26 protein-coding genes and 1 pseudogene are annotated in these 26,136 nt (G+C 56.4%); 20 read left to right on the forward strand and 7 right to left on the reverse strand.

The window, feature by feature from the left end:
• Positions 1-12: 12 nt before the first annotated feature.
• The 9 genes from ASC74_RS26365 to ASC74_RS26405 all read left to right on the forward strand — a co-directional run bounded on the left by ASC74_RS26365 (position 13) and on the right by ASC74_RS26405 (position 9,642).
• Positions 13-1,155 carry an FAD-dependent monooxygenase gene (locus ASC74_RS26365; protein WP_056745367.1) on the forward strand — a complete coding sequence of 381 codons (1,143 nt, stop codon included), beginning with the start codon at positions 13-15 and terminating at the stop codon, positions 1,153-1,155.
• Between the two features lie 14 nt (positions 1,156-1,169).
• Positions 1,170-1,487, forward strand: a complete 318-nt coding sequence (locus ASC74_RS26370; protein WP_056745369.1) for a hypothetical protein — start codon at positions 1,170-1,172, stop codon at positions 1,485-1,487.
• A gap of 1 nt (position 1,488) precedes the next feature.
• On the forward strand, positions 1,489-1,716 hold the full coding sequence (locus ASC74_RS26375) for a recombinase-like helix-turn-helix domain-containing protein (protein WP_027923567.1): 228 nt from the start codon (positions 1,489-1,491) through the stop codon (positions 1,714-1,716).
• Positions 1,717-1,737: 21 nt separating this feature from the next.
• Positions 1,738-2,772 (forward strand): aromatic ring-hydroxylating oxygenase subunit alpha, encoded by a 1,035-nt coding sequence (locus ASC74_RS26380; protein ID WP_056745372.1) that lies wholly within the window; start codon positions 1,738-1,740, stop codon positions 2,770-2,772.
• Positions 2,769-3,206 (forward strand): Rid family hydrolase, encoded by a 438-nt coding sequence (locus ASC74_RS26385; RefSeq protein ID WP_056745374.1) that lies wholly within the window; start codon positions 2,769-2,771, stop codon positions 3,204-3,206. The genes ASC74_RS26380 and ASC74_RS26385 overlap by 4 nt, the downstream gene beginning before the upstream one ends.
• A gap of 3 nt (positions 3,207-3,209) precedes the next feature.
• Positions 3,210-4,169: a PDR/VanB family oxidoreductase gene (locus ASC74_RS26390; RefSeq protein ID WP_056745376.1), complete on the forward strand. Its 960-nt coding sequence runs from the start codon at positions 3,210-3,212 to the stop codon at positions 4,167-4,169.
• 389 nt (positions 4,170-4,558) lie between these two features.
• On the forward strand, positions 4,559-5,788 hold the full coding sequence (locus tag ASC74_RS26395) for a hypothetical protein (protein ID WP_056745378.1): 1,230 nt from the start codon (positions 4,559-4,561) through the stop codon (positions 5,786-5,788).
• A gap of 426 nt (positions 5,789-6,214) precedes the next feature.
• Positions 6,215-8,470 carry a catalase/peroxidase HPI gene (gene katG / locus ASC74_RS26400; RefSeq protein ID WP_056745380.1) on the forward strand — a complete coding sequence of 752 codons (2,256 nt, stop codon included), beginning with the start codon at positions 6,215-6,217 and terminating at the stop codon, positions 8,468-8,470.
• A gap of 152 nt (positions 8,471-8,622) precedes the next feature.
• On the forward strand, positions 8,623-9,642 hold the full coding sequence (locus ASC74_RS26405; RefSeq protein ID WP_056745382.1) for an AbrB family transcriptional regulator: 1,020 nt from the start codon (positions 8,623-8,625) through the stop codon (positions 9,640-9,642).
• Between the two features lie 326 nt (positions 9,643-9,968).
• Here ASC74_RS26405 and ASC74_RS26410 read toward each other — a convergent pair whose 3' ends face one another.
• Positions 9,969-10,310, reverse strand: a complete 342-nt coding sequence (locus ASC74_RS26410) for a DUF6124 family protein (protein ID WP_056745384.1) — start codon at positions 10,308-10,310, stop codon at positions 9,969-9,971.
• 103 nt (positions 10,311-10,413) lie between these two features.
• Between ASC74_RS26410 and ASC74_RS31945 the strand changes: the two genes are divergently transcribed.
• From ASC74_RS31945 to ASC74_RS26425, 4 genes are all read left to right on the forward strand, one after another.
• Positions 10,414-11,376 (forward strand): DUF262 domain-containing protein, encoded by a 963-nt coding sequence (locus tag ASC74_RS31945; protein WP_201784101.1) that lies wholly within the window; start codon positions 10,414-10,416, stop codon positions 11,374-11,376.
• A 79-nt stretch (positions 11,377-11,455) separates the two neighbouring features.
• Positions 11,456-12,196: an AlbA family DNA-binding domain-containing protein gene (locus ASC74_RS31950; RefSeq protein WP_201784102.1), complete on the forward strand. Its 741-nt coding sequence runs from the start codon at positions 11,456-11,458 to the stop codon at positions 12,194-12,196.
• Between the two features lie 349 nt (positions 12,197-12,545).
• Positions 12,546-13,706 (forward strand): hypothetical protein, encoded by a 1,161-nt coding sequence (locus tag ASC74_RS26420; RefSeq protein ID WP_056745386.1) that lies wholly within the window; start codon positions 12,546-12,548, stop codon positions 13,704-13,706.
• Between the two features lie 123 nt (positions 13,707-13,829).
• Positions 13,830-14,108 carry a hypothetical protein gene (locus tag ASC74_RS26425; RefSeq protein WP_056745457.1) on the forward strand — a complete coding sequence of 93 codons (279 nt, stop codon included), beginning with the start codon at positions 13,830-13,832 and terminating at the stop codon, positions 14,106-14,108.
• Positions 14,109-14,224: 116 nt separating this feature from the next.
• Here ASC74_RS26425 and mqo read toward each other — a convergent pair whose 3' ends face one another.
• Complete coding sequence (gene mqo / locus ASC74_RS26430; protein WP_056745388.1) at positions 14,225-15,871, reverse strand: malate dehydrogenase (quinone); 1,647 nt, start codon at positions 15,869-15,871, stop codon at positions 14,225-14,227.
• A gap of 377 nt (positions 15,872-16,248) precedes the next feature.
• Between mqo and ilvD the strand changes: the two genes are divergently transcribed.
• Positions 16,249-17,931 carry a dihydroxy-acid dehydratase gene (ilvD, locus tag ASC74_RS26435; RefSeq protein ID WP_056745389.1) on the forward strand — a complete coding sequence of 561 codons (1,683 nt, stop codon included), beginning with the start codon at positions 16,249-16,251 and terminating at the stop codon, positions 17,929-17,931.
• A gap of 160 nt (positions 17,932-18,091) precedes the next feature.
• On the opposite strand, the gene ASC74_RS32775 is transcribed toward ilvD, so the two are convergent.
• From ASC74_RS32775 to ASC74_RS26455, 5 genes and pseudogenes are all read right to left on the reverse strand, one after another.
• Positions 18,092-18,955 (reverse strand): methyl-accepting chemotaxis protein, encoded by an 864-nt coding sequence (locus ASC74_RS32775; RefSeq protein WP_442965804.1) that lies wholly within the window; start codon positions 18,953-18,955, stop codon positions 18,092-18,094.
• Positions 18,950-19,705 (reverse strand): annotated as a pseudogene (locus tag ASC74_RS32780) (MCP four helix bundle domain-containing protein); the annotation flags it as partial. The pseudogene ASC74_RS32780 and the gene ASC74_RS32775, both read right to left, overlap by 6 nt.
• 164 nt (positions 19,706-19,869) lie before the next feature.
• Positions 19,870-20,817: a phosphatidate cytidylyltransferase gene (locus tag ASC74_RS26445; protein WP_056745391.1), complete on the reverse strand. Its 948-nt coding sequence runs from the start codon at positions 20,815-20,817 to the stop codon at positions 19,870-19,872.
• On the reverse strand, positions 20,814-21,413 hold the full coding sequence (locus tag ASC74_RS26450; RefSeq protein WP_046049021.1) for a lysophospholipid acyltransferase family protein: 600 nt from the start codon (positions 21,411-21,413) through the stop codon (positions 20,814-20,816). The genes ASC74_RS26445 and ASC74_RS26450 overlap by 4 nt, the downstream gene beginning before the upstream one ends.
• Positions 21,400-22,032 carry a CDP-alcohol phosphatidyltransferase family protein gene (locus ASC74_RS26455; protein WP_056745392.1) on the reverse strand — a complete coding sequence of 211 codons (633 nt, stop codon included), beginning with the start codon at positions 22,030-22,032 and terminating at the stop codon, positions 21,400-21,402. The genes ASC74_RS26450 and ASC74_RS26455 overlap by 14 nt, the downstream gene beginning before the upstream one ends.
• A 277-nt stretch (positions 22,033-22,309) precedes the next feature.
• On the opposite strand from ASC74_RS26455, the gene ASC74_RS26460 reads away from it, so the two are divergent.
• The 6 genes from ASC74_RS26460 (at position 22,310) to ASC74_RS26480 (ending at position 25,962) form a co-directional block, all read left to right on the forward strand.
• Positions 22,310-22,741, forward strand: coding sequence for a nuclear transport factor 2 family protein (locus tag ASC74_RS26460; RefSeq protein ID WP_056745393.1), 432 nt, complete (start codon positions 22,310-22,312; stop codon positions 22,739-22,741).
• A gap of 162 nt (positions 22,742-22,903) precedes the next feature.
• Positions 22,904-23,533: a hypothetical protein gene (locus tag ASC74_RS26465; protein WP_033056644.1), complete on the forward strand. Its 630-nt coding sequence runs from the start codon at positions 22,904-22,906 to the stop codon at positions 23,531-23,533.
• Positions 23,534-23,550: 17 nt separating this feature from the next.
• Complete coding sequence (locus ASC74_RS26470; RefSeq protein WP_056745395.1) at positions 23,551-24,243, forward strand: helix-turn-helix transcriptional regulator; 693 nt, start codon at positions 23,551-23,553, stop codon at positions 24,241-24,243.
• A gap of 12 nt (positions 24,244-24,255) precedes the next feature.
• Positions 24,256-24,657 carry a GFA family protein gene (locus tag ASC74_RS31450; protein WP_082555899.1) on the forward strand — a complete coding sequence of 134 codons (402 nt, stop codon included), beginning with the start codon at positions 24,256-24,258 and terminating at the stop codon, positions 24,655-24,657.
• Positions 24,658-24,736: 79 nt separating this feature from the next.
• Entirely contained in the window at positions 24,737-25,243 is a 507-nt protein-coding gene (gene msrA / locus ASC74_RS26475; protein WP_056745397.1) for a peptide-methionine (S)-S-oxide reductase MsrA, read from the forward strand.
• Positions 25,244-25,542: 299 nt separating this feature from the next.
• On the forward strand, positions 25,543-25,962 hold the full coding sequence (locus tag ASC74_RS26480; protein ID WP_056745399.1) for an organic hydroperoxide resistance protein: 420 nt from the start codon (positions 25,543-25,545) through the stop codon (positions 25,960-25,962).
• The last annotated feature ends 174 nt before the right edge of the window (positions 25,963-26,136 follow it).

Consider the following 26,136-nt stretch of genomic DNA (forward strand, 5'->3'; position numbering starts at 1 on the left):
CAGGAGTCGTCCATGTCTTCGCTGAATATTGCTATCGCCGGGGCCGGTATCGGTGGCTTGACCGCCGCCATTGCGCTGCTTCGCGCAGGCCATAACGTCACCGTATTCGAACAGTCGAAAGCCTTTTTGCGGGTCGGCGCCGACATCAACCTGACCCCTAATGCCGTACGTGCTCTGGATGGTCTTGGGGTGGGCGCTGCCGTGCGCATTCCGGCCGCTCGTCCAACGCACCGGATCAGCCGTCTGTGGGACAGCGGCGAGGAAACCTCGCGCCTGGAAATGTCCGATGCCGCCGAACAGAAATACGGTGCACCGCAACTGACCATTCACCGCGCCGATCTGCTGGCCGCGCTGGCGGACGTCTTTCCGCAAGAACAGGTGCAGTTTGGCAAACGCGCCGAGCACGTCGTGCAAACCGCCGACGGTATCGAGTTGCGCTTCAAGGATGGCAGCCGCCACGTCACCGATCTGTTGATCGGCGCCGATGGCATCCATTCGGTGGTGCGTAATGCGCTGTTCGGTGATGAGCAGCCGCGCTTTACCGGAGTGGTCGCTTACCGCGCCGTCGTACCTGCCGAAAGCGTGGCCCATCTGCCGAACATTCAGGCGTTCACTAAATGGTGGGGCCCTACTCCACAAAGCCAGATCGTGACGTTTCCGCTGAACCAGGGCCGGGACATTTTCATCTTCGCCACCACCGCTCAAGACAGCTGGCATGAAGAGTCCTGGACCAGCGCCGGCAATGCCGATGAGTTGCGCAGTCATTATCAGGACTTCCACCCGGATGCTCGCGCCCTGCTGGATGCGTGCAACGAGGTGCTCAAGACCGCGCTGTACGAACGCGATCCGCTGCCGTTCTGGTCCAAAGGTGCGATGACCCTGCTGGGCGATGCCTGCCATCCGATGATGCCGTTCATGGCGCAAGGCGCCGGCCAGGCGATCGAAGACGCGGTGGTGCTCGCTCGCCATTTGCAAGACCTGACCAGCACCGCGCAGATCGCCGATGCCCTGCAGGCTTATCAGCAGGCGCGGTTGCAACGCACCAGTCAGATCCAGATCGGCTCGCGCGGCAACCAATGGCTCAAGGACGGCGGCAACGCCGACTGGGTTTATGGCTATGACGCCTGGACCGTGCCGATGCCGAACGTGGCGTGAGCAGGATCGTAGCCATGAGCGAAACCTTGCTGGTGACCGTGCTGCTCAAGCACGACCAATCAAAGAACCTGGAAGACATTCAGCGGCACATGAAGCAGCAGGACTGGTGGGAACGGTTTCCCCCGCAAGGCGTCGAGGTGGTGTCCTGGACCGTGGCCATGGGCCTTGGCCAGATCGTCACCCTGCGGTTGCCGCCGAGCCTGCTGCCGGCCCTCAACGTCGAGCTCGAACGCTCGGCCTGGGGCGTGTTCAGCACCGAAGTTTTCCCGACGTATGACTTTATTCCCGTGCGCGAAATGATCCGCGAACGGGTACGTAACGGAGGTCAATGAGATGAGCAATACCGAACCCTACCTGGAGCCCCATCAGGCCCGCAAACGTCCCAACACTCAATTCGAAGAGTTGCTCGGCGACTCTATCGAGCGCGCTTTTGGCAACGGGGTGACCGAGTTGCCCGACCTGCTCGCGCACCTGAATCTGGCCGGGCCGCCCTGCCCGCTGACCACCGGAGAGTGGACAGCAGACGCCTATAAAACCCTGATGGCTCGGCTGGGCGAATGACCCGCCGGAGGACAATAAGAAATGAACATGAATACAACCGTCGATCCCGCTGAAAACCTCTTGGCCAACGGGTTGAAAAACCTTTGGTTCCCGGTCCTGCCCTCCGATCAATTGGGCGAAAAACCGGTATCGATTCGCCGCCTGGGCTACAAGATCGCCCTGTGGCGCGACAATGACGGCAGCGTCCACGCCCTGGAAGATCACTGCCCTCATCGCGGCGCGCCGCTGTCCCAGGGGCCGGTGCTGGGTGACCGTCTGCAATGCCCTTATCACGGCGTCGAAGTGCGCTGTGACGGCACGGTCACCAAAGTCCCCGGCAGCCCCGGTTGCAAGCTTGAAGGCAGCCGCCCGACACGCATGTTCCACACCCGTGAAGCCGCTGGCGCAATTTTTCTGTACAACGCTGCAGATCCGCACGTGGACACCCCGCCGGAGCTGGTCCTGCCAGAGCAACTGACCTCCCCCGAATGGAGCAGCTTCCTCTGCTACACCGAGTGGAAAGGCGATTATCGCTACGTCATCGACAACGTCATGGACCCGATGCACGGCACCTACCTGCACAAGATGTCGCACTCCATGAGCGAAGGCGAAGCCACCGCCAAGTTCGTCACCCGCGACACCGACAACGGTTTCTTCTTCGAGAAAGAAGGCCAGCGCGGGGTGAATTTCGACTGGACCGAGTTCATGGACAACGGCTGCCACTGGCTGCGCCTGGAAATTCCCTATCCGAAAACCGGCGGCCCGGGCGGCAACTTCACCATCATCGGCAGCTACACACCGAGCAGCCGTTCCTTGTCGGCGGTGTTCCACTGGCGCTGCCGTCCACTGACCGGTTGGCAGCGTGACACCTGGCGTTTCCTCTACAAAAATCGTCTGGAAGCACGCCACTGGGCGGTGCTGGAACAGGACCGGGTGCTGCTCGAATTCATGGAACCGGACGCCAACCAGCGGGAAAACCTCTACCAGCATGACCTCGGTGTGGTGCGTCTGCGTCGCTACCTGAAAAACGCGGCCAAGGCCCAACTGGAGCTGATCGACGCGAAGCAGTTGCCATGAACGCAGCCGTGCATCGTGTTCAGGCCGGCTCGTTGATCGAGCCGGCCAGCGCCACCTGGTCGAATGCCTTGCTGATCGGCAATGAAGTGGTGATGTCCGGCATGACCGGCCATCCCGCTACACGCCTGGCCGTTGTGGCTGACGCGCCGCTCGATGCCTACGCCCAGACACTTGTCGTGTTGAACAAAGTCCGGGCGCTGGTCGAGGCGGCGGGTGGGCATGTCGGCAACATTTACCGTTTGACGGTGTATGTCACGGCCATCGCCGACAAGGATGAAGTGGGTCGCGCACGGCGTGACTTCTTCAAAGGTCAGGCGGTTTTTCCTACCTCCACGCTGGTTGAAGTGAGCGCGCTGGTGTTTCCCGAACTGCGGGTGGAGATCGAGGCCGGCGCGCGTCTCGATCTCGATTTGCGTACTGTCGAAAAGAGGTGACCGATGTCCCATTCCTCCCCCCTCACCGCTCGCGTGCACACGCTGCGCTATGAAGCCGAAGGCATCATCAGCGTCGAGTTGCGGCCGTTTGGCGACACGGTGTTCGCCCCGTTTGAAGCCGGCTCGCACATCGATCTGCATTTACCCAACGGACTGGTGCGCAGCTATTCATTGCTCAACTCGCCGAGCGATCGAGGCCGTTATGTGATCGGCATCCTGCGTGATCGCAACAGCCGTGGCGGCTCGGAATTTGTGCACGCGCAACTGCGGGTCGGCATGCAACTGCCGATCTCGTCGCCGCGCAATAATTTCCAGCTAGACCTGAGTGCCAAACACAGCGTACTGGTGGCCGGCGGTATCGGTATCACACCGATTTACTGCATGTTCCGCCAACTGCTGGCACTGGGAAAATCCGCCGAGCTGATCTACTGCGCCCGCTCGCGACAGGAAGCCGCGCTGGTTGAGGAACTCAGCGGCTTGAGCGCCAAAGTCGTCTATCACTTCAACGATGAAAAGGGCATGCCGCCAGACCTGAGCGCCTACCTGGCCGATCAGCCCAGCGATACGCACTTCTATTGCTGTGGTCCGACGCCGATGCTCGATGCTTTCGAAAGCACCTGCGAAGGCCTCGGTTACCCTCATGCGCATATCGAGCGTTTCGCGGCGGCCGAACTGCCGCCGTCTGAAGACGCGCAGAGCAGCTACAGCGTCGAGCTGAAAAAAACCGGCAAGACGCTGTCGATCGAGCCCGGCTTGAGTTTGCTCGATGTGCTGCTCGAGGCGGGTTGCGACATCGAGTACAGCTGTCGCGAAGGGGTGTGCGGTTCGTGCGAAACACGCGTGCTGGAAGGTGATGTCGACCACCGGGACGGCGTGCTGACCAAAGCCGAACGTGCGGCCAACAAATCCATGATGGTATGTGTGTCAGGTTGCAAGAGTCGGCACTTGGTACTGGATCTATAACGCGAGTATCAAGTTTCCAGGGTTAAACAGGCCGACAGGTATGTCGGCCTTTTTTATGCGCGCGACATAAAAAACGCACAGTGAACGTGCAGTTTCGTTACCCCTCGACGCGCCCGTTTCATGGGCAATACAAACAAATATGTTTCCCATATAAACAATTGTTTTTATTGAATTTTTAAGCACCTGGACAGCTTTCGGAAGTTGGCATAGTTTCTGCTCAGGTAACCCTGAGTTCATAGGCCATACGCCGTATTACCCATGAAACAATAAAAACAGAAACGCACCTAATCAAAGCAACACCCGACGTTTTCCGCCCATCGCCACTTTCAAGGCGAACGGAACAGTGTTGCCGGTCACTTTGTAGCGTTCAATTGAGCAGCGGAGTCAACATGAAGCATTACGTTATATGTATGGGACTGATGATGAGCAGTTGCGTGAGCTTCGCCGGTGAACCCGGTCCCGCTGCGCCCGTGACATCGACTACCGGTAAAAAGCCGTTTCCGCATATCGCCTGGCGCAGCGACGATGGCGAAAGCAGCCTGGACATCGGTGGTGCCCTGCGAACCAACTACCGCGACGAGCATTGGGACACCACCGAAAACAACGGGCGCTTTCTCTTCGACACCTTCCGCATCGACGTACAGGCGACTTACAAAAATCTCTATAGCGATGTCGGCTACTGGTTTCAGGATGACGGCAAGCACTCCATCGATCGCGGCTTCGTCGGCTACCGCCTGAACAGCAACTCAAACCTGCAACTGGGCGCGCCGCTCAAACCGTTTGGCCTGGAACCCTATCCGCAATTTGGCTGGAGCTATCACCTGCCCTTCTTCATGGGCTATGGCGTCAGCGCCGGCACGGGCTTGAAGTACAGCTATAAGGATCAGGACTGGGATCTGCAACTGGGGTACTTCCCGCGCATGTTGCCTTCCGACATTCGCTACTCGCCGGAAGTCGGGCGTTTTGCCGACCTCAAGGACAATGCCATCCCCTTCACTCAGTCGCGCCAGGACAATGAGAAACACAACCAGATCAACGCCCGGGTCGCGCGGACCTTTATCAATGACGGCTGGAAAACCGAGATCGGTGCGTCGGTGGCCGCCGCCCAGTTGTACAACGCCACCACCAAAGACGACGGCGATTACTGGGCCGGCGGTATCCACGCCATCATCAACGCCGGCGCGTGGACCGTTTCCACCCAAGGCATTCGCTACGAGTACGACCCCAAAAACCCTGCCGGTGTCAGCAACGACTCGGTGCTGATGGGCGGCAACGGCCTGACGCCCGCGTACCTGATCGCCTCCAAGGCCACCATCGCTTCGCTGAACGTCGGCTATGACATCCCGACGCCGAAACTGGGTCAGTTGAAGAAGATCAAACTGTACAACGACTACAGTCGCATGATGAAAGACAAGAGCGGGTGGGACGACTCGCAGATGTACACCGTCGGCGCGCAGTTCCTGGCCATGCCGATCATGGCGTGGGTCGACCTGACCTGGGCAAAAAACGCCAACCCCTATGGCGGTGCGGAGAACGGTACGGGCTTTACCAATACCCATTCGGTTGGCAGCAATCAGTGGTATTACCGGACCAACGTCAATATCGGGTACTACTTCTGATCCCGTTATCGCCTCGCCCCTGACGCCCGTCTCTTCGAACAACGCTCGAAAAGCCGCCGCGTCAGTCGGCTCTGCGGGCTCGACATAGCCGCTGATGCCAGTAAAAGACTCTGCCTATCACGACCCAATACTCCCCCTATTAGCTGACTTCCCAACTGGGGTCTAACCTTACTCGAGCGCCGGCACCCTAAGCCGGCCGGTCAAGAGCTGATAAGGAGATAGGAATGGGTCAGAAGCCTGACTAAACCTGCCGTGGGCCACCGTGCAGGCAACTCGATTGCCGCTGTTCAGAATTCCCCTGTGATCAAAACAATCAGTTGATCAAACTGCTGGCCCTGCAGCCTGTGTCATTGGTTTCGCCCGTTGCTGTTTAACGCCCGCGTTGGGCCGGATAGCCGGATGAATACGACCAAAGGTAGCTCACACATGGCAAACGAATCGAAATGCCCGTTCATTAGCGCCGCTGGCGGTGGCACGACAAACCGCGACTGGTGGCCGAACCAACTGAATCTGAAGATCCTCCATCAGCACTCGTCCCTGTCCGACCCCATGGACGAGGACTTCAACTACGCCGAAGCCTTCAAAAGCCTGGACTTTGAAGCGGTCAAAAGAGACCTGACTGCGTTGATGACCGATTCCCAGGACTGGTGGCCGGCGGACTTCGGTCACTACGGGCCACTCTTCATTCGCATGGCCTGGCACGCCGCCGGTACGTACCGCACCGGTGACGGTCGTGGTGGCGCCGGTTCCGGTCAGCAACGCTTCGCGCCGCTCAACAGTTGGCCGGACAACGTCAGCCTCGACAAGGCACGCCGGCTGCTCTGGCCGATCAAGCAAAAGTACGGTCGTAACATTTCCTGGGCCGATCTGATCGTCCTCACCGGCAACGTCGCGCTGGAGTCCATGGGCTTCAAGACCTTCGGCTTTTCCGGCGGTCGCCCGGACGTCTGGGAACCGGATGAGGACGTCTACTGGGGCTCGGAAAACAAGTGGCTGGGCGGCGACACCCGCTACGGCAAAAAAAACGAGCCCATGCAAGAGCCTGGCGAAGGCCCACTCGTTGCTGAGCCGGGGGAAAATGAGGAGAGCCGCACCGACCAGGGGCGGTTCCTGGAGAACCCGCTGGCCGCCGTGCAAATGGGCCTGATCTACGTGAACCCGGAAGGCCCGGAAGGCAACCCCGACCCGGTCGCGGCCGGGATAGACATCCGCGAAACCTTCGCGCGCATGGCGATGAATGACGAAGAAACCGTGGCACTGATCGCCGGCGGCCACGCCTTCGGCAAGACCCACGGCGCCGGACCTGCCGACAATGTCGGCGCCGAACCCGAAGCCGCTGGCCTCGAAGCACAGGGCTTTGGCTGGAAGAACAGCTTCGGCACCGGCAAGGGCGCGGACACCATCACCAGCGGCCTGGAAGTGACCTGGACCACAACACCCACGAAATGGAGCAACAACTACCTGGAGAACCTGTTCGGCTTCGAGTGGGAACTGAGCAAAAGCCCGGCCGGTGCGAACCAGTGGATACCGAAAAACAACGCCGGCGCCGGCATCATTCCGGATGCTCACGACCCGTCCAAACGTCGTAATCCGACCATGCTGACCACCGACCTGTCGCTGCGATTCGACCCGATCTATGAACCGATTTCGCGGCGCTTCCTGGCCAATCCAGACCAGTTGGCCGACGCGTTCGCCCGCGCCTGGTTCAAGCTGATCCACCGCGACATGGGTCCCCTCTCCCGCTACCTCGGCCCGGAAATGCCGAGCGAAGTGTTGCTGTGGCAAGACCCGATTCCTGCGGTTGACCATGCCCTGGTCAACGACAGTGACGTCGCCGCACTCAAGAGCAAACTCCTGGCCTCGGGCCTGACCGTCTCGCAGCTTGTATCTACGGCTTGGGCGGCGGCTTCGACCTTCCGTGGCTCCGACAAACGCGGCGGCGCCAACGGTGGGCGTTTGCGTCTGGCCCCGCAGAAGTTCTGGCAGGCCAACCAGCCTGAGCAACTGGCGAACGTGCTGGCGAAACTCGAGGGTATCCAAAGCGAGTTCAACAACAGCGGCAAGAAGATCTCGTTGGCAGACCTGATCGTGCTGGCCGGTAACGCTGGCGTCGAACAGGCGGCGAAAAATGCCGGTCAAACCGTGACGGTGCCTTTCACACCTGGACGGATGGACGCCTCCCAAGAGCAAACGGACGTGGAGTCTTTCGGCTTCCTCGAACCCATCGCCGATGGCTTCCGCAACTACCTCAAAGGCAGGTACCGCGTAGCGGCCGAGCAGCTGTTGATCGACAAGGCGCAACTGCTGACACTCACCGCGCCGGAAATGACCGCGCTCATTGGCGGCATGCGCGTGCTGAACACCAACGTCGGGCAAACCAGACACGGTGTGTTCACCAAGCAGTCGGAAGCGTTGACCAACGACTTCTTCAAAAACCTGCTGGATATGGGCGTGGAATGGAAACCGCTGTCGGAGGCGAATGAGGAGTTTGAAGGGCGCGATCGCAAAACCGGCGAGGTGAAGTGGACCGGCACCCGTGTCGATCTGGTCTTCGGTTCGAATGCGCAACTGCGAGCGTTGGCGGAAGTCTATGCAACCGCTGATGCGCAGGAGAAGTTCGTCAAAGACTTCGTAGCCGCCTGGGCCAAAGTAATGGACCTGGATCGTTTCGACGTTAAGTAACACGAGCGTTATCGCTGAAACTGCAACGCCTCCCACTGTGGAGGCGTTGTGCTTTTTGTCACTTGACGCTTCAGGCCGTTAGATGGGAAAACGTGCGTGGCCCGGATGCAAGCGTTGGGTTCTACAAGAATCAAGGAAGACTCATCAACACCATGAAAACCCTCCTGTGTTTGCTGATCGCCACCGGCGTCGGCACCGCGCTGCAATATGCCGGTCTCCCTCATGGCCTGTTGCTCGGCTCGATACTCGCCACTGCATTGATCGCCAGCAACTTGCGTTTTTCCCCCGCGCTGCCCTTCAGCCTTGGCTACGTGCAAATCGTGTTGGGGATCGCGACCGGCCTGATGTTCACCTCGTGGAACAGCCAAACGGCGGCCGCCATGTTGCCCAGCCTGGGCTTCATGCTGCTGGGCCTGACGGTCCAGAGCGCCGTGGCCGGTGTGTGGCTGCTCAAGGTCTCGGGATGGAACCCGAAGGACTCCCTGTTAGCCGTGTATCCGGGCGCACTCGCCGCCGTGTTCGATTTGCTCGAGTCCGAGCGCGCGTCCAGCAAGGTGATAGTCGTGCATCTGGTCCGACTGTTGTCGATCACCGTGCTGGTCAGTTTTTGCATTCCCGGACAGACCAACGTGGCACTTACCCAGAGCAGCCCACTGCTCATGAGTACCGCGCTGACCCTGCTGTCGCTGATCGCCTTGTGCCTGTTGCTCGGCCGCTTGCTGTTGCGCGTCGGCGTTCCGGCGCCGTTCATGCTCACCGCGATCGTCGTCACCGGCGTCTACCTCAAGCTGGGCTATCTCCAGGCCTTCCACCTGCCGTCATGGAGTGTTGACACCGCCGTGGTCCTCCTCGGCGTGCTGATTGGCTCGAAATTCAAAGACATCAGCCTCGCAGAACTCGTCCGCCACGGACGGGCCGGGCTGATGGCCGTCGGCCTGATGCTGCTGATCGCAGCAGCGTTTGCCGCAGTGGCCGCGCGGGTTCTGGGCAGCGATCCCTTGTCGTTGTGGCTGGCGTACATGCCTGGCGCCATCGAAACCATCGCCCTCGTCGCCTTCAGTGGCGGGCTGAACGTGGTGTTCATCCTGACCCATCACCTGGTGCGAATGGTCGTTCTGCATTTTGCGCCGGCGTTGGTCGTTCAGGCGCGGCGCTGGCGGGAAGATGTTTGATCGCTGGAAGGACTAAGTGGGAGAGATCGTGGCGAGGGCCCCAATCAAAATGGTCAACACCAGAAATCCACCCAGGAAAATCGCCATCTTGCCCATTGGGCCTCCTACATTATGAGTTTGCGGTGCAGCGGTTGCCGCGACTGCGGAGCGTGCCGTTATTGTGAGCCGGAGGCTGTGTGCATTACAGATGCAGATAGCGATGGAAAATACGGATCAGATCCGCGAACGCGTAGGAGCTCCGAAAGCTCAGGCCGCGTTCGGACGATCTTCCGATCTTAAAAACACAAAAGCCTCGCCCCACCTAAATGGAACGGGGCTTCCCTCACCTACTCCTGCGGATCTACCTGATCCAACACCCGATTCACCGACAAATCCGACAACGAAATCATCTGCTCTAATGCCAATGCAAAATTGCATTTAGGACCTTCGAGGATGAATGCCAGCTCAGAGGCCATCACACTGGCTAAGGCAAAGGTTTCACAGGAATTGGGACGGCGTTTAGCCATGGTTGGTTTGCGGGATGGGAATGCGGGATCGGTTTCGGGCAGCTGATTCACGCCGTCTAGCTCTGCATTCAGTGCCGCTGGAGCCAAAGGAATAGCAAATGCGATCAAGAGAGAGAACGAGTGATTATTAGGCTTCTTCCGTTCGATAGCCGGTGCTGGCATTATGGCACTAGCTTGTCAGCTTTTAGGATGTCACCAGCGCCACAATCATGGGTATTTGATCGTAGAAAGCAGGGCCAGACGATTATTTAAGGGAAGATAATAGATGAGCATTACTCCACGGGGCATGAGCGTCCAAGAAGCGTATCGCCTTTATCGGGAAGACCGATTGATTGTTAACCGCAAATATCAACGAAAACTCGTTTGGACATTGGCGGAAAAACAAAAATTGATAGATAGTCTGATTTCAGACTATCCAATCCCATTAATCATGCTCGCAGATGCGTCCGACGGCGATGGGATATTTTATGAAATAATGGACGGAATGCAGCGACTTAATGCAATCTTCGCATTCATTGAAAATTGCTACGCTGTTAACGATGAGTTTTTTGACATAAAAGAATTCTCACGCGCCAAATTAGCTGCAGACGCTGGCGCATTTATACCTGCCCCCAGAGAAGGGACGAACTTTCTCCCGTCCAACACTTGCGCAAATATATTAGACTATCAGCTAGCGGTAACTATCTTCCCAATTGAAAGCGAAGAACAAATCACCGATGTATTTGGCAGAATAAACTCTGGCGGACGCCAATTAAGCGCGCAGGAGAAACGCCAAGCAGGCCGAGTTGATGAGTTCTCACTTTTAGTCAGAGAACTTGCATCTGAAATCAGAGGTGATTCATCCAGAGAAAAACTCCCACTCTCCGGAATGCCAGAAATCAGCATTGATTCCTACAGATCAGGTATGGGATATGCTTTAAAAGCTGAAGAGATTTTCTGGTGCCGACAAGGGATACTAAAATCCCAACAACTTCGCGATAGCGAAGACGAAGAGATGATCACTGATATATGCGTTTCTATAATAAGAGGAGAGCCGATCGCAAGAAGCAAAGAACTATTTGACAAAATATATGATGAATCAGAGTCTGAGTACTCGAAGGTTCGTAGGGAATTTAATAGCTATGGAGGAGAACGCCTAAAAGAAGAAGTAAAAATAACAATGTCCGTCCTTACTGAGGTGATAGACGGATATAGCACGAATCAATACGCTTTGCGATCGGATAGTTAATCCGTCATCCAGCAACCCGATCAAAGGTTCTTTCTTCTCAATATTTATGGCTTTTCACCAGCTAGTCATAATTAAAGAAATGACAGCCGATGACTACTCAAAAATAATGCTTGCCTTAAGAGGCCTGCAAAGGGCTATGATCCAGAGTGCTAATTACTCTACCACTGCGGATCGAGTGACAAATGTTGATAAGACCATCGGACTTATTCAACGGTTTTTTGTAAAAAAAGACCCACCGATGTTCAGGCATGGTGCAGGCCTAGCGCTTGACATGGAAAACTCTTTAAGAAGATCTAGAATTGAAACATCAAGATATGAGTGCAAGCAAGGGCTGATAAATCTTTCACCTAAAAGATATTTTGATGAAAAATTACCACCAAAAATAATTGAAACTATCTGCGGTATCGCTAACGTAGGCCCTGATGCAGATGGTTATATTTTCATCGGTGTTGCTGACAAAAAAGCCGACTCCGATAAAATTTTCCTACTCGACGATGTTAAGGCGGTAGTGGTAGGTGCTCGTTATGTCGTGGGCTTGGAGCGCGAAATGGAAATAATGAGTTACAGCGCGGAGCAATACTTAGAAAAATTCTTAGGCTACATCCGAAAATCTGAATTATCGGAACCTTTGAAGTCCCAAATTCTATCTCAAATAGACTTTGTTGAGTACAAGGGGCTCTCTGTATTAAGAGTGCGTATACCACGCCAAAAATCCATTTCCTTTGTCGGTGATAATGCTTTTACCAGAGAAAATTCCTCAACTATTTTAGCCGAGGGGAAAAAACTTCTCTCCATTAATGGTTTATTCCAAAGAACATAATATAGAACATAGTAAAATCGGGCCCGCCGAGCGGGCTCGACACTCCTAAAAATTGCACAAAAAAACCACACTGGCTTATTTTATTTAACTGCGCCTAGAAGAAATCCGACTAAAATAGATATAAAAATTAAACTTCGACTCCTACGCTCTAAATATTAGACTTCAATAAACATTGATATCGCCTCCAACAGAAAGCTTCTCATCTCATAGGACTTAACAAAAGGCTCGACACAAACCTCGCCCTCCCCGCTCACCGCATGCTGGAGAGTTACAAGTGTAGAAATCTCATTGTCTTTCGTATCACTTAAAACCCTATAAACAATCTACCCTTCCATCGCGGATGAATTACATGGTAATCACACCAAAAATAGCTTGCAACACTTGTGACACTAAGCACCTTTTGAAAGTAACCGTAGGGAGAGAGGACAAACAAAACCACATATTTCCTTGCACTGAGTGCGAAGAAGAAATTGAATTCGGATTGGAAAATCTATTCTCCCGCGGCCAATATAGATATATTCGCAACTGCAGAGAAGACAACTTTAACTATTCCGAGGCTATTCAAGTTCACCTAAATCCAGACTTCGGCACCAGCCACAAAATTGTTGAGGCAGGAGATATGTTTACGGCTATCCTATCAAATTGCCTCGAAATGCAGAGAATGAGCGAGCTACTCAGCAAAGAACAAAACGAGGGAATTATTGAGCATAGAACCAATTACGAAAACTACAATAGCGAAGCGATGCGATTCTACTTAAAAATCTGCTCATTGCTGAGTAAAGACAAGAACGACCTTGCAAACAGTTACATTGAAAAAAATAAAATAATCTTCGATGAAAAAAAAGGAGAAAACTACTCCTATTACCTAGAAAAGCTACTAAATCATATAGTAGGCTCGTACGGACTCGAACTACTAGATGCGCTCATCGAAGAAAAAAGTAAAACTGGAGATATAACCGCCCTCATCGAATTTAATAACACTCAAAACATCAACAACCTTGAATCCATTGAAGAGTTCATAGGATTATTCAGTGAATTCTCTCAAATCTTTACCTACTTGAATAAAGGAATTGAAATATCAGACAATATAAAGCCAACTTCAACCGACTTCAATAGAACAAAAAAATACTATAGCTCTGCCTATGAAAAACTAGCCAAGATGCTATACATTCCTGCTGGGCTAAACAATTCTATTGAAAGAGGGAATCCGCATAGTTTTGAAAAAATAGACTCACTAGCAAAGTTCACTAGCATTGGAAATGGAGATAAACTCCGCTGCGTAAAGGACAACATCAACTTAAATAAAATCTCCTCCTGCTATGACAACCACTTAAGAAATGCCTCATTCCATAGTCATATGAAATACAATCCAAAAAAAGCAAAAATTAGCTTTAATCAAAATAATGGCACCCCCATCAGCATGACATACAAAGAATACCTAGTAATGTGTATAAAAATAACTGAAGCCATTGCAGCCTTAAACTTATTTACACTTAAGCACTTACAATAAATTGACTTTCATTAGCCACACTAGCCTTCTCAGCCGGAGCCACCACCGCTTGTCAGCTCCTCAGCACCTTCCCCTTCCCCGTTTTTCCAACGCTATACACCCCTCACATGGCAGGCCTAAATGATGAACAGGACAATTGCTGCTCTCACGATCGCGGGCCTGTTCGCCTGCTCGCTTTTCGCACTGGCTGCCGAAAAGGCGACTGGAGAATCTGCTGTGCCGCCTGCCGCGCTTCCCAGCATCAACCAGGCTCAGGGCTCTGAATCCAAGGAGGAAAAGGCCGACAAAAAAGGTGAGGAAGCGGCGGGTTCAAACTCCGGTGCCGACTCGGAAGCGATGGACAAAGATGCGGCCACCTCTAGTGGCTCGAAGGACGTTGAGAAAAAACCAACGCAGGAGTGAGTTAGCGGTCAGCCCGCTTCGGTCTGAGTGTTGCGTAACCTGCAAGAACTGAATTGCGCCCACAAAAAAGCCCACTGACCGTCACCGGTTCAGTGGGCTTTTGATTTGGCCTCTAGTTACAGAGCCATATCAGTCGCAGCATTAGCCTTCGGCGCCTTGGCAGGAGCAGCCGGAGCAGCAGCCGGAGCTACCATCTGACCAATCGCCGGCGGCGGAGTCAGTTGCAACACCTTGGCGGTGTAAGCCCACTCCTCAGCAACCTTCTCAGGACTGCCATTCAACTGAGTGCCGTAGCTAGGCACGATCTGGTGCAGCTTCTCCTGCCAGGCTGGCGAAGCAACCTTGTCCTTGAACACTTTCTGCAGCACGGTCAGCATGATCGGTGCAGCAGTCGATGCACCCGGCGATGCGCCCAGCAGACCAGCGATGCTGCCGTCTTGCGAAGCAACAATCTCGGTACCCAACTTCAGCACGCCACCAGCGGCTTCATCACGCTTGATGATTTGCACGCGTTGGCCGGCTTGCCACAGGCGCCAGTCTTCGGCTTTGGCGTTCGGGAAGTATTCTTTCAGGGCGTTGAGGCGGTCTTCGTCAGACAGCATCAGTTGGCCTGCAAGGTACTCGACCAGCGGGTATTCCTTGATGCCGACTTTGGTCATTGGCCACACGTTGTGCGTGGTGGTGGTGGTCAGCAGGTCCAGGTACGAGCCTTCTTTCAGGAACTTGGTGCTGAAGGTCGCGAATGGGCCAAACAGGATGACGCGCTTGCCGTCCAGGACACGGGTGTCCAGGTGCGGAACCGACATTGGCGGTGCGCCAACGGAGGCTTTGCCGTAGGCCTTGGCCAGGTGTTGTTCGGCGATGGTCGGGTTTTCGGTGACGAGGAACGAGCCGCCTACCGGGAAGCCTGCGTATTCCTTGGCTTCAGGAATGCCGGACTTCTGCAGCAGGTGCAGTGCACCGCCGCCCGCGCCGATGAAGACGAACTTGGCGTCGGTTTCGGTTTTGGTGCCGTCTTTCAGGTTTTTGTAGCTGACGCGCCAGCTGCCGTCTTCGTTCTTGGTGATGTCTTGCACTTCGCTAGACAGTTTCAAGTCGAACTTTGGCGTGGTTTGCAGGTGCGCAACGAACTGGCGGGTGATCTCGCCAAAGTTCATGTCGGTACCGATCGGGCTCCAGGTGGCCGCGACTTTTTGGTTCGGGTCACGCCCTTCCATCATCAGCGGAACCCACTTCTTGATCACAGCCGGGTCTTCGGAGTACTGCATGCCGGCGAACAGCGGGCTCGCTTGCAGGGCTTCGTAGCGCTTTTTCAGGAACTTGATGTTGTCATCGCCCCACACAAAGCTCATGTGTGGCGTGGAGTTGATGAACGAACGCGGGTTCTTCAGCACGCCTTGCTGAACCTGCCAGGCCCAGAACTGACGGGAGATCTGGAAGGCTTCGTTGATTTCAACGGCTTTCGTGATCTGAACGTTGCCTTTATCGTCTTCCGGGGTGTAGTTCAACTCGGCCAGGGCGGAGTGACCGGTACCGGCGTTGTTCCAGCCGTTGGAGCTTTCCAGGGCGACGCCGTCGAGGCGCTCGACCATTTCCATCGACATACCCGGTTCCAGCTCATTGAGCCAAACACCGAGGGTCGCGCTCATGATCCCGCCGCCAATCAGCAGCACATCGACTTTCTTTGCCTCTTCCGCTTGCGCGGACGCGATCCCCATCGACAAAGCCAGCCCCAGCAGGGCCGTGTTCATTTTTTTAAACATGTGTAGCACCTATGATAAAACGCCATCCGCCCTTCCATCCCCACGCTTGAGGCCCCTGGTTCACGGCATGCAGGCAGCAGGCTGTGGGTTGCGCACGCATAAGGATTGGAGGGTGGGCACACAAGGCCGACGTGTCTCCATCGACCTCAGTTTATATGTCCCTACTGAACTGACTTTTTATCATTATTGGCTTCAGCTACTTGAGCGACAGTGATTCTGTTGGCGCGTCTCAAGGACGCGCAAACTGAATAGGTCAAAGCAAGTTAGGGCGAAGAATATCACGACACGGCAAACCCGCGCGTCTGTTCCCGACTTGATAGTCCGCCTCGGCCACTATACTCATCGTGCTTTTCTCGATGAGCCGGTGAGGAGATGTCATGAGCGACAAAGTTGATCTGCGCAAATATTCCTCCCAAGTGGTCGACGGCGTGGAACGCACGCCCGGCCGCGCCATGTTGCGAGCCGTGGGTTTCACGGACGAGGACTTCAAAAAGCCGCAGATCGGCATCGCCTCCACGTGGGCGATGGTCACGCCCTGCAACATGCACATCGACAAGCTGGCGATTGAAGCCGAGAAAGGCGCGAATGCCGCCGGCGCCAAGGGCGTCATTTTCAACACGATCACCATTTCCGACGGCATCGCCAACGGCACCGAAGGCATGAAGTATTCGCTGGTGTCGCGGGAAGTGATCGCCGATTCCATTGAAGTGGTGGCCGGCTGCGAAGGCTTCGACGGTCTGGTGACCGTGGGCGGTTGTGACAAGAACATGCCGGGCTGCCTGATCGGCATGGCGCGGCTGAATCGCCCGTCCATCTTTGTCTATGGCGGCACCATCCGGCCGGGCGCCGGCCACACCGATATCATTTCCGTGTTCGAGGCCGTGGGTCAGCACGCACGGGGTGACATCAGCGAGATTCAGGTCAAGCAAATCGAAGAGGTGGCGATTCCAGGCCCCGGCTCCTGCGGCGGCATGTACACGGCCAACACCATGGCTTCCGCGATTGAGGCGCTGGGCATGAGCTTGCCCGGTTCCAGCTCTCAGGAGGCCGTCGGCAGCGACAAGGCGTCGGACAGTTTCCGCGCCGGTCAGCAGGTCATGGAGTTGCTCAAGCTGGACATCAAACCGCGCGACATCATGACCCGCAAGGCCTTTGAAAATGCGATTCGGGTGGTGATCGCCCTCGCCGGCTCGACCAATGCCGTGCTGCATCTTCTGGCCATGGCGCATGCCGTGGATGTCGAGCTGACGCTGGATGATTTTGTCGAGCTGGGCAAGGTGTCCCCGGTGGTGGCCGACCTGCGTCCTAGCGGTCAATACATGATGAGCGAACTGGTGGCCATCGGCGGCATTCAGCCGCTGATGAAGCGCATGCTCGCCGCCGGGATGCTGCACGGCGATGCGCTGACGGTCACCGGCAAAACCCTGGCTGAAAACCTGGAAAACGTGCCCGACTACCCCGAGGGTCAAGACGTGATCCTGCCCTTCGACCAACCGATCAAAAAGGACTCCCATTTAGTGGTGCTGCGCGGCAACCTCTCGCCCACCGGCGCCGTGGCCAAGATCACCGGTAAAGAAGGCTTGCGCTTTGAAGGCACGGCGCGTGTGTATCACGGCGAGGAAGGTGCGCTGGCCGGTATCCTCAACGGCGAAGTCAAAGCCGGCGACGTGATCGTGATCCGCTACGAAGGCCCCAAGGGTGGCCCCGGCATGCGCGAAATGCTCTCGCCCACGTCGGCGGTCATGGGCAAGGGGCTGGGCAAGGACGTTGCGCTCATCACCGACGGCCGCTTCTCCGGCGGTTCACACGGGTTTGTGGTGGGCCATATCACGCCCGAAGCCTTTGATGGCGGGCCGATCGCGCTGATTGAAGACGGCGACAAGATCACCATCGACGCCGAAACACGACAGATCACGGTCGATGTCTCCGACGCCGAACTGGCCGAGCGCAAGACCCGTTGGGTGCGCCCGGAATCCAAGTACAAACGCGGGGTGTTGGCCAAGTACGCGAAGACCGTGTCCAGCGCCTCGGAAGGCGCGGTGACGGATAAGTACCTGTAATCGACTTTGTTAGGACTGACGCCTTCGCGAGCAAGCCCGCTCCCACATTTGATCTCCAGTGAGTACAGATTTGTGTACGACAGAGATCAAGTGTGGGAGCGGGCTTGCTCGCGAAGAGGCCTTTACAACCACCGAAAATCATCGGCTCGGCACACAAACCTCAAAGGCGAAACCGATCCACCGACTGCGACAGCTTGCCCGCCAAAGTGGACAGCTCATCGGTGGTCGAGGCAGTCCGGCCGATGATTTTGCTGTTGCCTTCGGACATGCCGGCAATCATTTCGACCTGATGGGCGATTTCGTTGCTGGCCAGGCTCTGCTCACCGATGGTGCGGGTGATGTCGTTGACCAGTTGCGTGGTGTTCAACGTGGCGTCGAGGATTTCGCGGATGGCGCGCTCGACGTCGGCGGTCACGGCCATGCCTTTGTCGACCTGAGCCACGCCCGCCTCCATGCTGGTCACCGCCTCGCGGGTGCTTTGCTGGATGCGTGAGACCATCGTGGCAATTTCCTGGGTGGAGGCGCTGGTGCGTCCCGCCAGGCTGCGCACTTCGTCGGCCACCACGGCAAATCCACGGCCCTGCTCACCGGCACGAGCGGCTTCGATCGCGGCGTTGAGCGCCAGCAGGTTGGTTTGGTCGGCGATGCCCTTGATCACCTGGATGATGCTGAAAATCCCTTCGGACTCCTTGTCCAGCGTGCGGATCACCTGGGCCGATTGCTGCGCCGAACGCGCAATGCCGTCCATGTCGTTGACCACCTGATGGATCACACGACCGCCATCCTTGGCCAGTGCCTCGGCCTGATTGGCCATGTTCAGCGCCCGTTCGGCATGCCGGGTAATTTCCTCGATGCTCGCGGTCATTTCGCTGGCGGCCGCCGCCATGGTGCTGGCCGCTACGCTTTGCTGTTGGCTGCTACCGGCCACTTCGTGGCAGCCACTGCTCAATTGCTCACTCATGCCGCTCACGCCGTGGGCGTTGCTGCGCACGACTTCGATCATGCCGCGCAGATCGCGCTGCATGGTCGCGAGGCTGCGAATCAGGGCGCTCGCTTCGTCGTTGTGAGTGGGCTCGACAATCGGTTCGCTCAGGTTGCCATGGGCGATGCTGTTGGCGATGCGGCTGGCGGTTTGCAACGGCCCCATGATGCTCAGCATCACTCCGCGCCCCAGGGCCAGCAGCAATAACAGGCTGGCGATGAGGACGCCGCCGAGGGTGAAGTTGGCGTTACTGATGACTTTCTGAGTGCCGACACTGGTCTGTTGGGTGTTGGTTTCGATCAGTTCGCTGAGTGCGGCCAATTGATCTTCCAGCTGGCTAAATACGCTACTGAAACCGCCCAGTTGTTGTTGCGCGGCCTCCGGATTTTCCAGCGCCAGCCCGACGATGCGTTCGGCTGCGCTGATGTAGGTATCGAGGCTGGGCTTGATCTTGTTCAGGGCCCCCTTGATGGTGTCGTTGACCGGCAGCTTGAGGTTTTCACCGAGCATTTCGCGAAAATGCGCCGCATGTTCCTCGATGGAGGTCCGCACCTCGGCTTTGCTGCTGGTACTTTTACCCAGCCCGACCAGCATCGCCGACAGCACGTCGGCGCGTAACGCGTCGTGCATCATGTCGGCTTCGAGGTGATTGCGCAGCACGGCCATACTGACCTCGTTGTCATTCACCGCCTCCGCCATCTGGGTGTTTCCCAGATAGCTGACCAGGCTCATGATCAACGCGGTCATCAGCCCGGTGCCAATCAGCAGAATCAAACGTAATTTTATGGACACTCTGTGGATCCTCTCTCAGCACGTTTGTCAGTGGCGTAAAGCCAACTGCGGATTGGTTTGCTGAAAAGGTTATCGACTGGCACGAGTGGTTAATGAAGCGAATGTCCATACGCGCATGTCTTTTACGACATGCGGTATGTTTTTCGGTTTTGAGGGCGCCCGAATCAGGCAGCGGAGAAGAAGTAGCGCGTCAGGTGAAAGAAGATCGGCGCTGCGAAGCAAATCGAGTCCATCCGGTCGAGCATGCCGCCGTGACCTTTGATCATGGTTCCCCAGTCCTTGGCGCTCAGACTGCGTTTGATCGCCGACATGACCAGACCACCGAGGAAGCCCATCACCACGATGACGAACGACATCATCAGTGACTGCCAGAAGCTGAAGGGGGTCATCCAGAACATGCAGCCGCCAATCAGCGTTGCAGACAGGCCGCCACCGACCAGTCCTTCGACGGTTTTTGACGGACTCACCAGCGGCGCAACTTTGTGCTTGCCGAAGAGCTTGCCGAACACGTACTGCAACACGTCACTCAACTGAACGACGAACACCAGATAGAACAGCAGCAGCGCGTTTTGACCGGTGAACCCTTCCAGATCCAGGAGCAACAGCGCGGGCGCATGGCTGATGCAATAAATGCAGATCATCACGCCCCACTGGATTTTTGCTGTCCTTTCCAGGAAGCCATCAGTGTCCTGACTCAGCACCGCAATCGCCGGCAACAGCAGGAATGAGTACACCGGAATCAGCAGCGTGAACATCGAATACCAATGCGTACCGATCAGAATGTATTGCAGCGGGATCAGGATGAAAAATGCCGAAAACAGGGCGTTATGGTCACCTCGTCGGGTCGGTGTCAGGGTGATGAACTCCCTGAGCGCGAACAGTGAGATAAAACCGAACAGGACGACCGTTGCATTACCACCCAGCAGGTAGGAAACGAAGAAGATGATGACCATCCCCCACCAGGCATTCACGCGCTGATTGAGGTTTTCGATGGTCGAGACAGCGCCTTCCGTTTTGGCCCGCCGGGCCAGCAATCGACCGGCCAGCGAAGCAATCGCCAGCAAGCATGCCAATCCAAAAAAGAACCACAAAAACTTTGCTTCAAGACTCATTTCGACAACCCCACAATGGCGTTACGCGCGCGTTCCAGAAACACCTGTTTATCCTCGCCAGCAATCCTTTCCATCGGATTGCCGATACGGATCGTGCAGATGATCGGCAGAGGGACGTGTTTGCCTTTGGGCATGGAGCGATGAAGGTTTTCCAGGTAGATCGGCACCAGGTCGACATCGGGGAAGGTCTCGGCCAGCCGGAAAAGACCTGATTTGAATTCCCCGGGCAGTGCCTCGGATGAGCGAGTGCCTTCCGGAAAGAAGATGATCGAGTGCCCCGCCTGCACCACATCGAAAATGGGCTCCAGGGCGTTTTTACCGGGCGCCGGTTTACGGTCAATCAGCACGGCATTCAGGCCTTTCTGGGAGATGTACGACAGAAACCGGTTCTTTCCCCAGTAATCGGCAGCGGCGATCGGCTTAACATTCAACCTCGCCTCGGGCGGCAGGGCCGCAATGATGGCCAAGGTGTCCATGTGACTGGTGTGATTGGCGAAATAGATTCGCTGACGCGTGAGATCCGGCGGGCTCTCCCACCTGGCCGTGACGCCAATCAACAGTCGAAGAACAGAAATCAGCGCATTACTGATCCACATGGTCGGCCCCTTTCAGCTGCTTGGCGATCGCCAGCGTTCGTGTGACGCAGGTGGCGACTGAGCCAATGGCGATGACGACCAGTGAAATCAACAGGACGTAGTGAGTGCCGTAAACGGTGGCTTCGACGGCATTCAGCAGCAGTCCTGCGGTCATCACGGCCATTCGATGCTGCTTGGCCATAGGGCCCATGAAGGTCTGCTTGAGGCCGATCGAGCCGCCGAACACCCTCACATAAGCCGTCAGTGCAGCGGCCAGGGCAGCGAACCATCCGAGGTCGGATTGCCCAATGGCATACCCCAGCCCGACGATCAGCAGGCTGTCGGCAATCCGGTCCGGGAATTCGTTGTAGAGACTGCCGATATCGGACTTCTTGCCGCCCTCTATCGCCACCATCCCATCGAAGAGGTTGCACAGCAGGCGCAACTGAATGCCGATCGCGCAGCAGATCGACCCAATGACACCGCTATCGATATTGAGCGCCACGACGCCGGCAAACGCGAAGGCGATGCTGGCGACGGATATCTGATTGGGGGAAATGTCTCTTTTCACCAGAATGTCGGTGATGCGTCTTGCCCAGCCCGCAGAGCGCGTCTTGATGGGCCTTCTGTTGTCATCCACTAGCCAATATCCCTATAAATGATGAGTTACAACGTTTTGCATTGTAATGGCGAGTCGCGCCGACTACACCCAGCAATTGCAGTCTTTGTTAACGACCCCTGCTTTCCAGCCAAAAGTTTTCACCTTCATTTTTCGGGACGTCGTTCCGGCCTTAAACCTCGAGACAAACCCTCAACGCACGTTCGTTTTTTTCTTGGTCTCATGCTAGGTTGTACGATGACCGATAAGTGATATTTTCACTCTCGCTCCGACGACCCACAACAACAAGGAAACACCCATGAAAAAAGTGAAAGTGCTGATTGGATTCTTGTGCCTCTTCAGTGGCTACGTAGCCGCCGCCCCTGCTCCCGCGGACAAGGATGTTGCGCAAGCCGTCGATCATCTGACGCAGGCCATGTTGCACAAGAACATTGCCGAGCTGAAAGCGCTGACCGCCGAGAACCTGACCTACGGGCACTCCAGCGGGAAGATCCAGGACAAGAAAGCATTCATCGACGATATCGAAACCGGCAAAAGCGCGTTCAAAACCCTGGAGATGCAGAACCAGACCATCACCGTGTCGGGTGACGTAGCGTTGGTCCGCCATCACTTCTCGGCACAAGCCCTGAAGGGCACCGAAGTGGTGCCAACCGAAATCGAGAACTTCCAGATTTGGCAAAAACAGAAAGGCCAATGGTTGCTGGTAGGTCGACAAGCGTTCAAGTTCTGATTTTTGCGTAACGAAGGGGACTCCGGTCAGCCAGGCTACGGTGTCCCCTACTCTCCCCTTTTACCTACCGTTGATCCGCGAGTTTGGCTTGGGCCCAATAAAAACATATTTGTATGCTTAAATTGATATTGTCGAACAATCCCATCACCAGAGGGTGCCGTCATGAATATCAAAGTCCTGGCTTTAATGCTGTTGGCGTTCTGTGCTCAACCGGCCTGGAGTCAAAATCCCCCCGCCGCACCGGCCTCCGCCGATAGCGCTGCGTTGACCACGCGCCTGGCCTTGCGCGACCTGTGGGTCGAGCATATTTTCTGGATCAGAAATTACGCGATCGCCAACCAGGCAGCGGACAAACAGCAAGCCAAAGTCGCCGCTGACCAGGTCGTCGACAACGCGACCAAAATCGCCAACAGCATCGCTCCGCTCTACGGCCAGCCCGCTGCCGATCAACTGCTCAAGCTGCTTGCCGGTCACTGGGGCGCGGTGAAACACTACAGCGACGCCACGGTCGCCAAAGACACGAAAGGCAAGCAGGCAGCCGTCACGGATTTGACCAGCAATGCCAAGGCGATTGCGGCCTTTCTGGCCAAAGCCAACCCCAACCTGCCTGAAAACACGCTGGTTGCCATGTTGTCAGCTCACGGCGGCCACCACGTTGCCCAGGTCGATGAACTCGCCGCGCACGACTATGCAGGCGAAGCACGCACCTGGCAGATGATGCGCACCCACATCGTGTCGCTGGCTGACGCGCTGACGGCCGCACTGGTCAAGCAGTTCCCGGACAAGTTCTGATACCGCGAGGGCAAACCATGCTGGAAGGACTGGGCCGTACACAGCAGGACCTGCTCAATGCGCTGCTGCACCACGCGGGCGGCATGAGCATTGACGAGTTGGCTGACCATCTTTCGGTGACACGCACCGCCGTTCGCCAGCATCTGGCGGCGCTGGAGCGTGACGCCTTGGTGCTGCGCGGCGAGACCCGGCCGACGGGCCGGCGTCCGGAGCAGCTGTATCGGCTCACCGACCATGCGCGGGAGCAGTTCCCTCGCCAATACCAGATGCTGGCCAGTGTGCTGATCGAGGAAGTGGCCGACATCATCGGCCACGATGCCCTGGCTTCGCTGATGCGCAGCATGGGCCGCAAACTGGCCCAGGATCGCGAACCTCAGGTGGTTGACGAAGCCAGGATCGTGCAGCACATGAACCAGGCGGGATACGAAGCAGAGGTGTTTTTTCGCTCGTCCGACGACAAGGAAATCGTCGCGCACAACTGCGTCTTCCACCGCCTGGCCGCGGCCCACCCGGTGGTCTGCGAATTGGACCTGGCCTTGATCGGAGCGTTAGGCGGTGGTGAAGTCGATCACACGGAGTGCATGGTCCGCGGCGGAAATGTCTGTCGATTCAAACTGCGACCACTCGTAGAAAAGGCCAGCGAGCCGGGTGTTTCACCCAATTCGCCAAACCCCACACCAGACCGCGACAGTGACGCGACCGACACCTGAGAAACGATAAACATGGATGCACTTCACCAAGGAAGTTGCCTGTGCGGCGCAGTGAAATATCGAGTGGCCGCTGAGCTGAAAGCGGTTACCCATTGCCATTGCAGCCAATGCCGCAAGAGCCACGGGGCAGCGTTCGCAACGTATGCAAGTGCGCCCAGGTCGGCGATTACGATCATTGCGGATGTCGAGACGCTCAAAACCTTTCACTCGTCTGAAGGCGTCGCCCGACAGTTCTGTGGCGACTGCGGCTCTTCGCTGTTCTGGTCTGATTCCAAAGGTGAGTATTCAGACTGGGTGTCAGTGGCGATAGGCACGCTGGATACACCGTTTCTGAGTGAAAAACAGAAACACGTGTGCGTTGCATCGAAAGCGCCGTGGTACGCAATCGAGGATCGGTGGCCGCGGACCGAGTGAGCGCTTTCGGCCAAAAAGTGAAAGCACATGAGGTACATTGATACCTGATCCCAAATTCACTGATGGGAGGGACCGTACTATGACGACGCGAACTGAAACTGCGATCCTGGCCGGTGGCTGCTTCTGGGGCATGCAGGATTTGCTGAGACGTTACCCCGGCGTAGTGTCCACGCGGGTGGGATACTCGGGCGGCGATGTACCCAATGCGACTTACCGCAACCATGGCACGCATGCGGAAGCGATCGAGATCGTGTTCGATCCGGACCAGATCAGCTATCGCCAGATCCTCGAGTTTTTCTTTCAGATCCACGACCCGACGACGACGAATCGTCAGGGCAACGATGTGGGTATGAGCTACCGGTCGGCACTCTTCTATCTCAACGATGAACAGAAGCAGGTGGCCGAGGACACGGTGGCCGACGCTGATGCATCTGGCTTGTGGCCCGACAAGGTCGTCACTGAAATCGTGCCCGCTGGCCCGTTCTGGGAGGCAGAGCCGGAACATCAGGACTACCTCGAACACTATCCCAACGGCTACACGTGCCATTTCATTCGGCCAAACTGGAAACTGCCTAAACGAGGGTGATGGTGAGGTTTAAAGCGGTCCCGCCGACAGCTGTCGGCGAGACCGAGTCCGTGTGCTTCACGCCGAATAACCAAGCTCCTCCGCCGGAAAAGCCCCGCCCTTCCCTGCCACCACATACAGGTGGTCGGAAGATTTGTAACGCTCTGTATTTTCCCTGGCGATCTTACACAGCGATACACAACCACTGAATCAGGACACATACGCAGTACATGAAGGTGAAAAAGTGGGCGGCGTCGAACACCTGGCGTTCTCCGATGAACCCAGGCTAAAGAGCCCAACACCCCAGCAGGAGCCACCTCATGATCAATGAAATCGATACCGTGCTTTACACCGGCAAGACCCACACGAGCGGAGGCCGTAACGGCGAGTCACGAAGCGACGATGGACGTTTGGACGTCAAGCTTTCCGCCCCTGGTTCGTCAGGGAGTGGCACCAATCCCGAACAGCTGCTGGCGGCAGGTTGGTCGGCCTGTTTCATCGGTGCAATGGGCAAGGCGGCTGTCGCGTTGAAGGTGACCCTGCCGAGCGACGTCGCCGTCGATGCCGAAGTGGACCTGGGCAAGACCGAAGACGCCTTTTTCCTCCAGGCGCGCCTCAATGTCAGCCTTCCGGGTCTGGACCCTGCTGTCGCACGGGCGGTGGTGGATGGCGCCCACCAGCGGTGCCCGTACTCGAAGGCGACCCGTGGCAACATCGACGTTACGATCAATCTGGTTTAATCGAAGCACCACGTGCGGCGTGATGCTGTTCGCTTAAGGTTGGGGGGGGCATATCCGTTTCTGCGGTCACGGCTGCTGGCGGTTTCGCTTTTACAGCGAGTCACTTGGAAAAGCCCCAAGTAACCAAGGGCTCTTGCCCCGCCATTCGGTGCCTCGCCTAGGCTCGGCATGCCC

The sequence above is a fragment of the Pseudomonas sp. Root329 genome (assembly GCF_001424925.1).
Classification (GTDB): Bacteria; Pseudomonadota; Gammaproteobacteria; order Pseudomonadales; family Pseudomonadaceae; genus Aquipseudomonas; species Aquipseudomonas arabinosi.

Bases quoted from the DNA above. Each gene is read 5' to 3' on its own strand.
- ASC74_RS26365 (WP_056745367.1), top strand. From the start codon at position 13: ATGTCTTCGCTGAATATTGCTATCGCCGGGGCCGGTATCGGTGGCTTG.
- ASC74_RS26370 (WP_056745369.1), top strand. From the start codon at position 1,170: ATGAGCGAAACCTTGCTGGTGACCGTGCTGCTCAAGCACGACCAATCA.
- ASC74_RS26375 (WP_027923567.1), top strand. From the start codon at position 1,489: ATGAGCAATACCGAACCCTACCTGGAGCCCCATCAGGCCCGCAAACGT.
- ASC74_RS26380 (WP_056745372.1), top strand. From the start codon at position 1,738: ATGAACATGAATACAACCGTCGATCCCGCTGAAAACCTCTTGGCCAAC.
- ASC74_RS26385 (WP_056745374.1), top strand. From the start codon at position 2,769: ATGAACGCAGCCGTGCATCGTGTTCAGGCCGGCTCGTTGATCGAGCCG.
- ASC74_RS26390 (WP_056745376.1), top strand. From the start codon at position 3,210: ATGTCCCATTCCTCCCCCCTCACCGCTCGCGTGCACACGCTGCGCTAT.
- ASC74_RS26395 (WP_056745378.1), top strand. From the start codon at position 4,559: ATGAAGCATTACGTTATATGTATGGGACTGATGATGAGCAGTTGCGTG.
- katG (WP_056745380.1), top strand. From the start codon at position 6,215: ATGGCAAACGAATCGAAATGCCCGTTCATTAGCGCCGCTGGCGGTGGC.
- ASC74_RS26405 (WP_056745382.1), top strand. From the start codon at position 8,623: ATGAAAACCCTCCTGTGTTTGCTGATCGCCACCGGCGTCGGCACCGCG.
- ASC74_RS26410 (WP_056745384.1), bottom strand. From the start codon at position 10,310: ATGCCAGCACCGGCTATCGAACGGAAGAAGCCTAATAATCACTCGTTC.
- ASC74_RS31945 (WP_201784101.1), top strand. From the start codon at position 10,414: ATGAGCATTACTCCACGGGGCATGAGCGTCCAAGAAGCGTATCGCCTT.
- ASC74_RS31950 (WP_201784102.1), top strand. From the start codon at position 11,456: ATGACAGCCGATGACTACTCAAAAATAATGCTTGCCTTAAGAGGCCTG.
- ASC74_RS26420 (WP_056745386.1), top strand. From the start codon at position 12,546: ATGGTAATCACACCAAAAATAGCTTGCAACACTTGTGACACTAAGCAC.
- ASC74_RS26425 (WP_056745457.1), top strand. From the start codon at position 13,830: ATGAACAGGACAATTGCTGCTCTCACGATCGCGGGCCTGTTCGCCTGC.
- mqo (WP_056745388.1), bottom strand. From the start codon at position 15,871: ATGTTTAAAAAAATGAACACGGCCCTGCTGGGGCTGGCTTTGTCGATG.
- ilvD (WP_056745389.1), top strand. From the start codon at position 16,249: ATGAGCGACAAAGTTGATCTGCGCAAATATTCCTCCCAAGTGGTCGAC.
- ASC74_RS32775 (WP_442965804.1), bottom strand. From the start codon at position 18,955: ATGCAGCGCGATCTGCGCGGCATGATCGAAGTCGTGCGCAGCAACGCC.
- ASC74_RS26445 (WP_056745391.1), bottom strand. From the start codon at position 20,817: ATGAGTCTTGAAGCAAAGTTTTTGTGGTTCTTTTTTGGATTGGCATGC.
- ASC74_RS26450 (WP_046049021.1), bottom strand. From the start codon at position 21,413: ATGTGGATCAGTAATGCGCTGATTTCTGTTCTTCGACTGTTGATTGGC.
- ASC74_RS26460 (WP_056745393.1), top strand. From the start codon at position 22,310: ATGAAAAAAGTGAAAGTGCTGATTGGATTCTTGTGCCTCTTCAGTGGC.
- ASC74_RS26465 (WP_033056644.1), top strand. From the start codon at position 22,904: ATGAATATCAAAGTCCTGGCTTTAATGCTGTTGGCGTTCTGTGCTCAA.
- ASC74_RS26470 (WP_056745395.1), top strand. From the start codon at position 23,551: ATGCTGGAAGGACTGGGCCGTACACAGCAGGACCTGCTCAATGCGCTG.
- ASC74_RS31450 (WP_082555899.1), top strand. From the start codon at position 24,256: ATGGATGCACTTCACCAAGGAAGTTGCCTGTGCGGCGCAGTGAAATAT.
- msrA (WP_056745397.1), top strand. From the start codon at position 24,737: ATGACGACGCGAACTGAAACTGCGATCCTGGCCGGTGGCTGCTTCTGG.
- ASC74_RS26480 (WP_056745399.1), top strand. From the start codon at position 25,543: ATGATCAATGAAATCGATACCGTGCTTTACACCGGCAAGACCCACACG.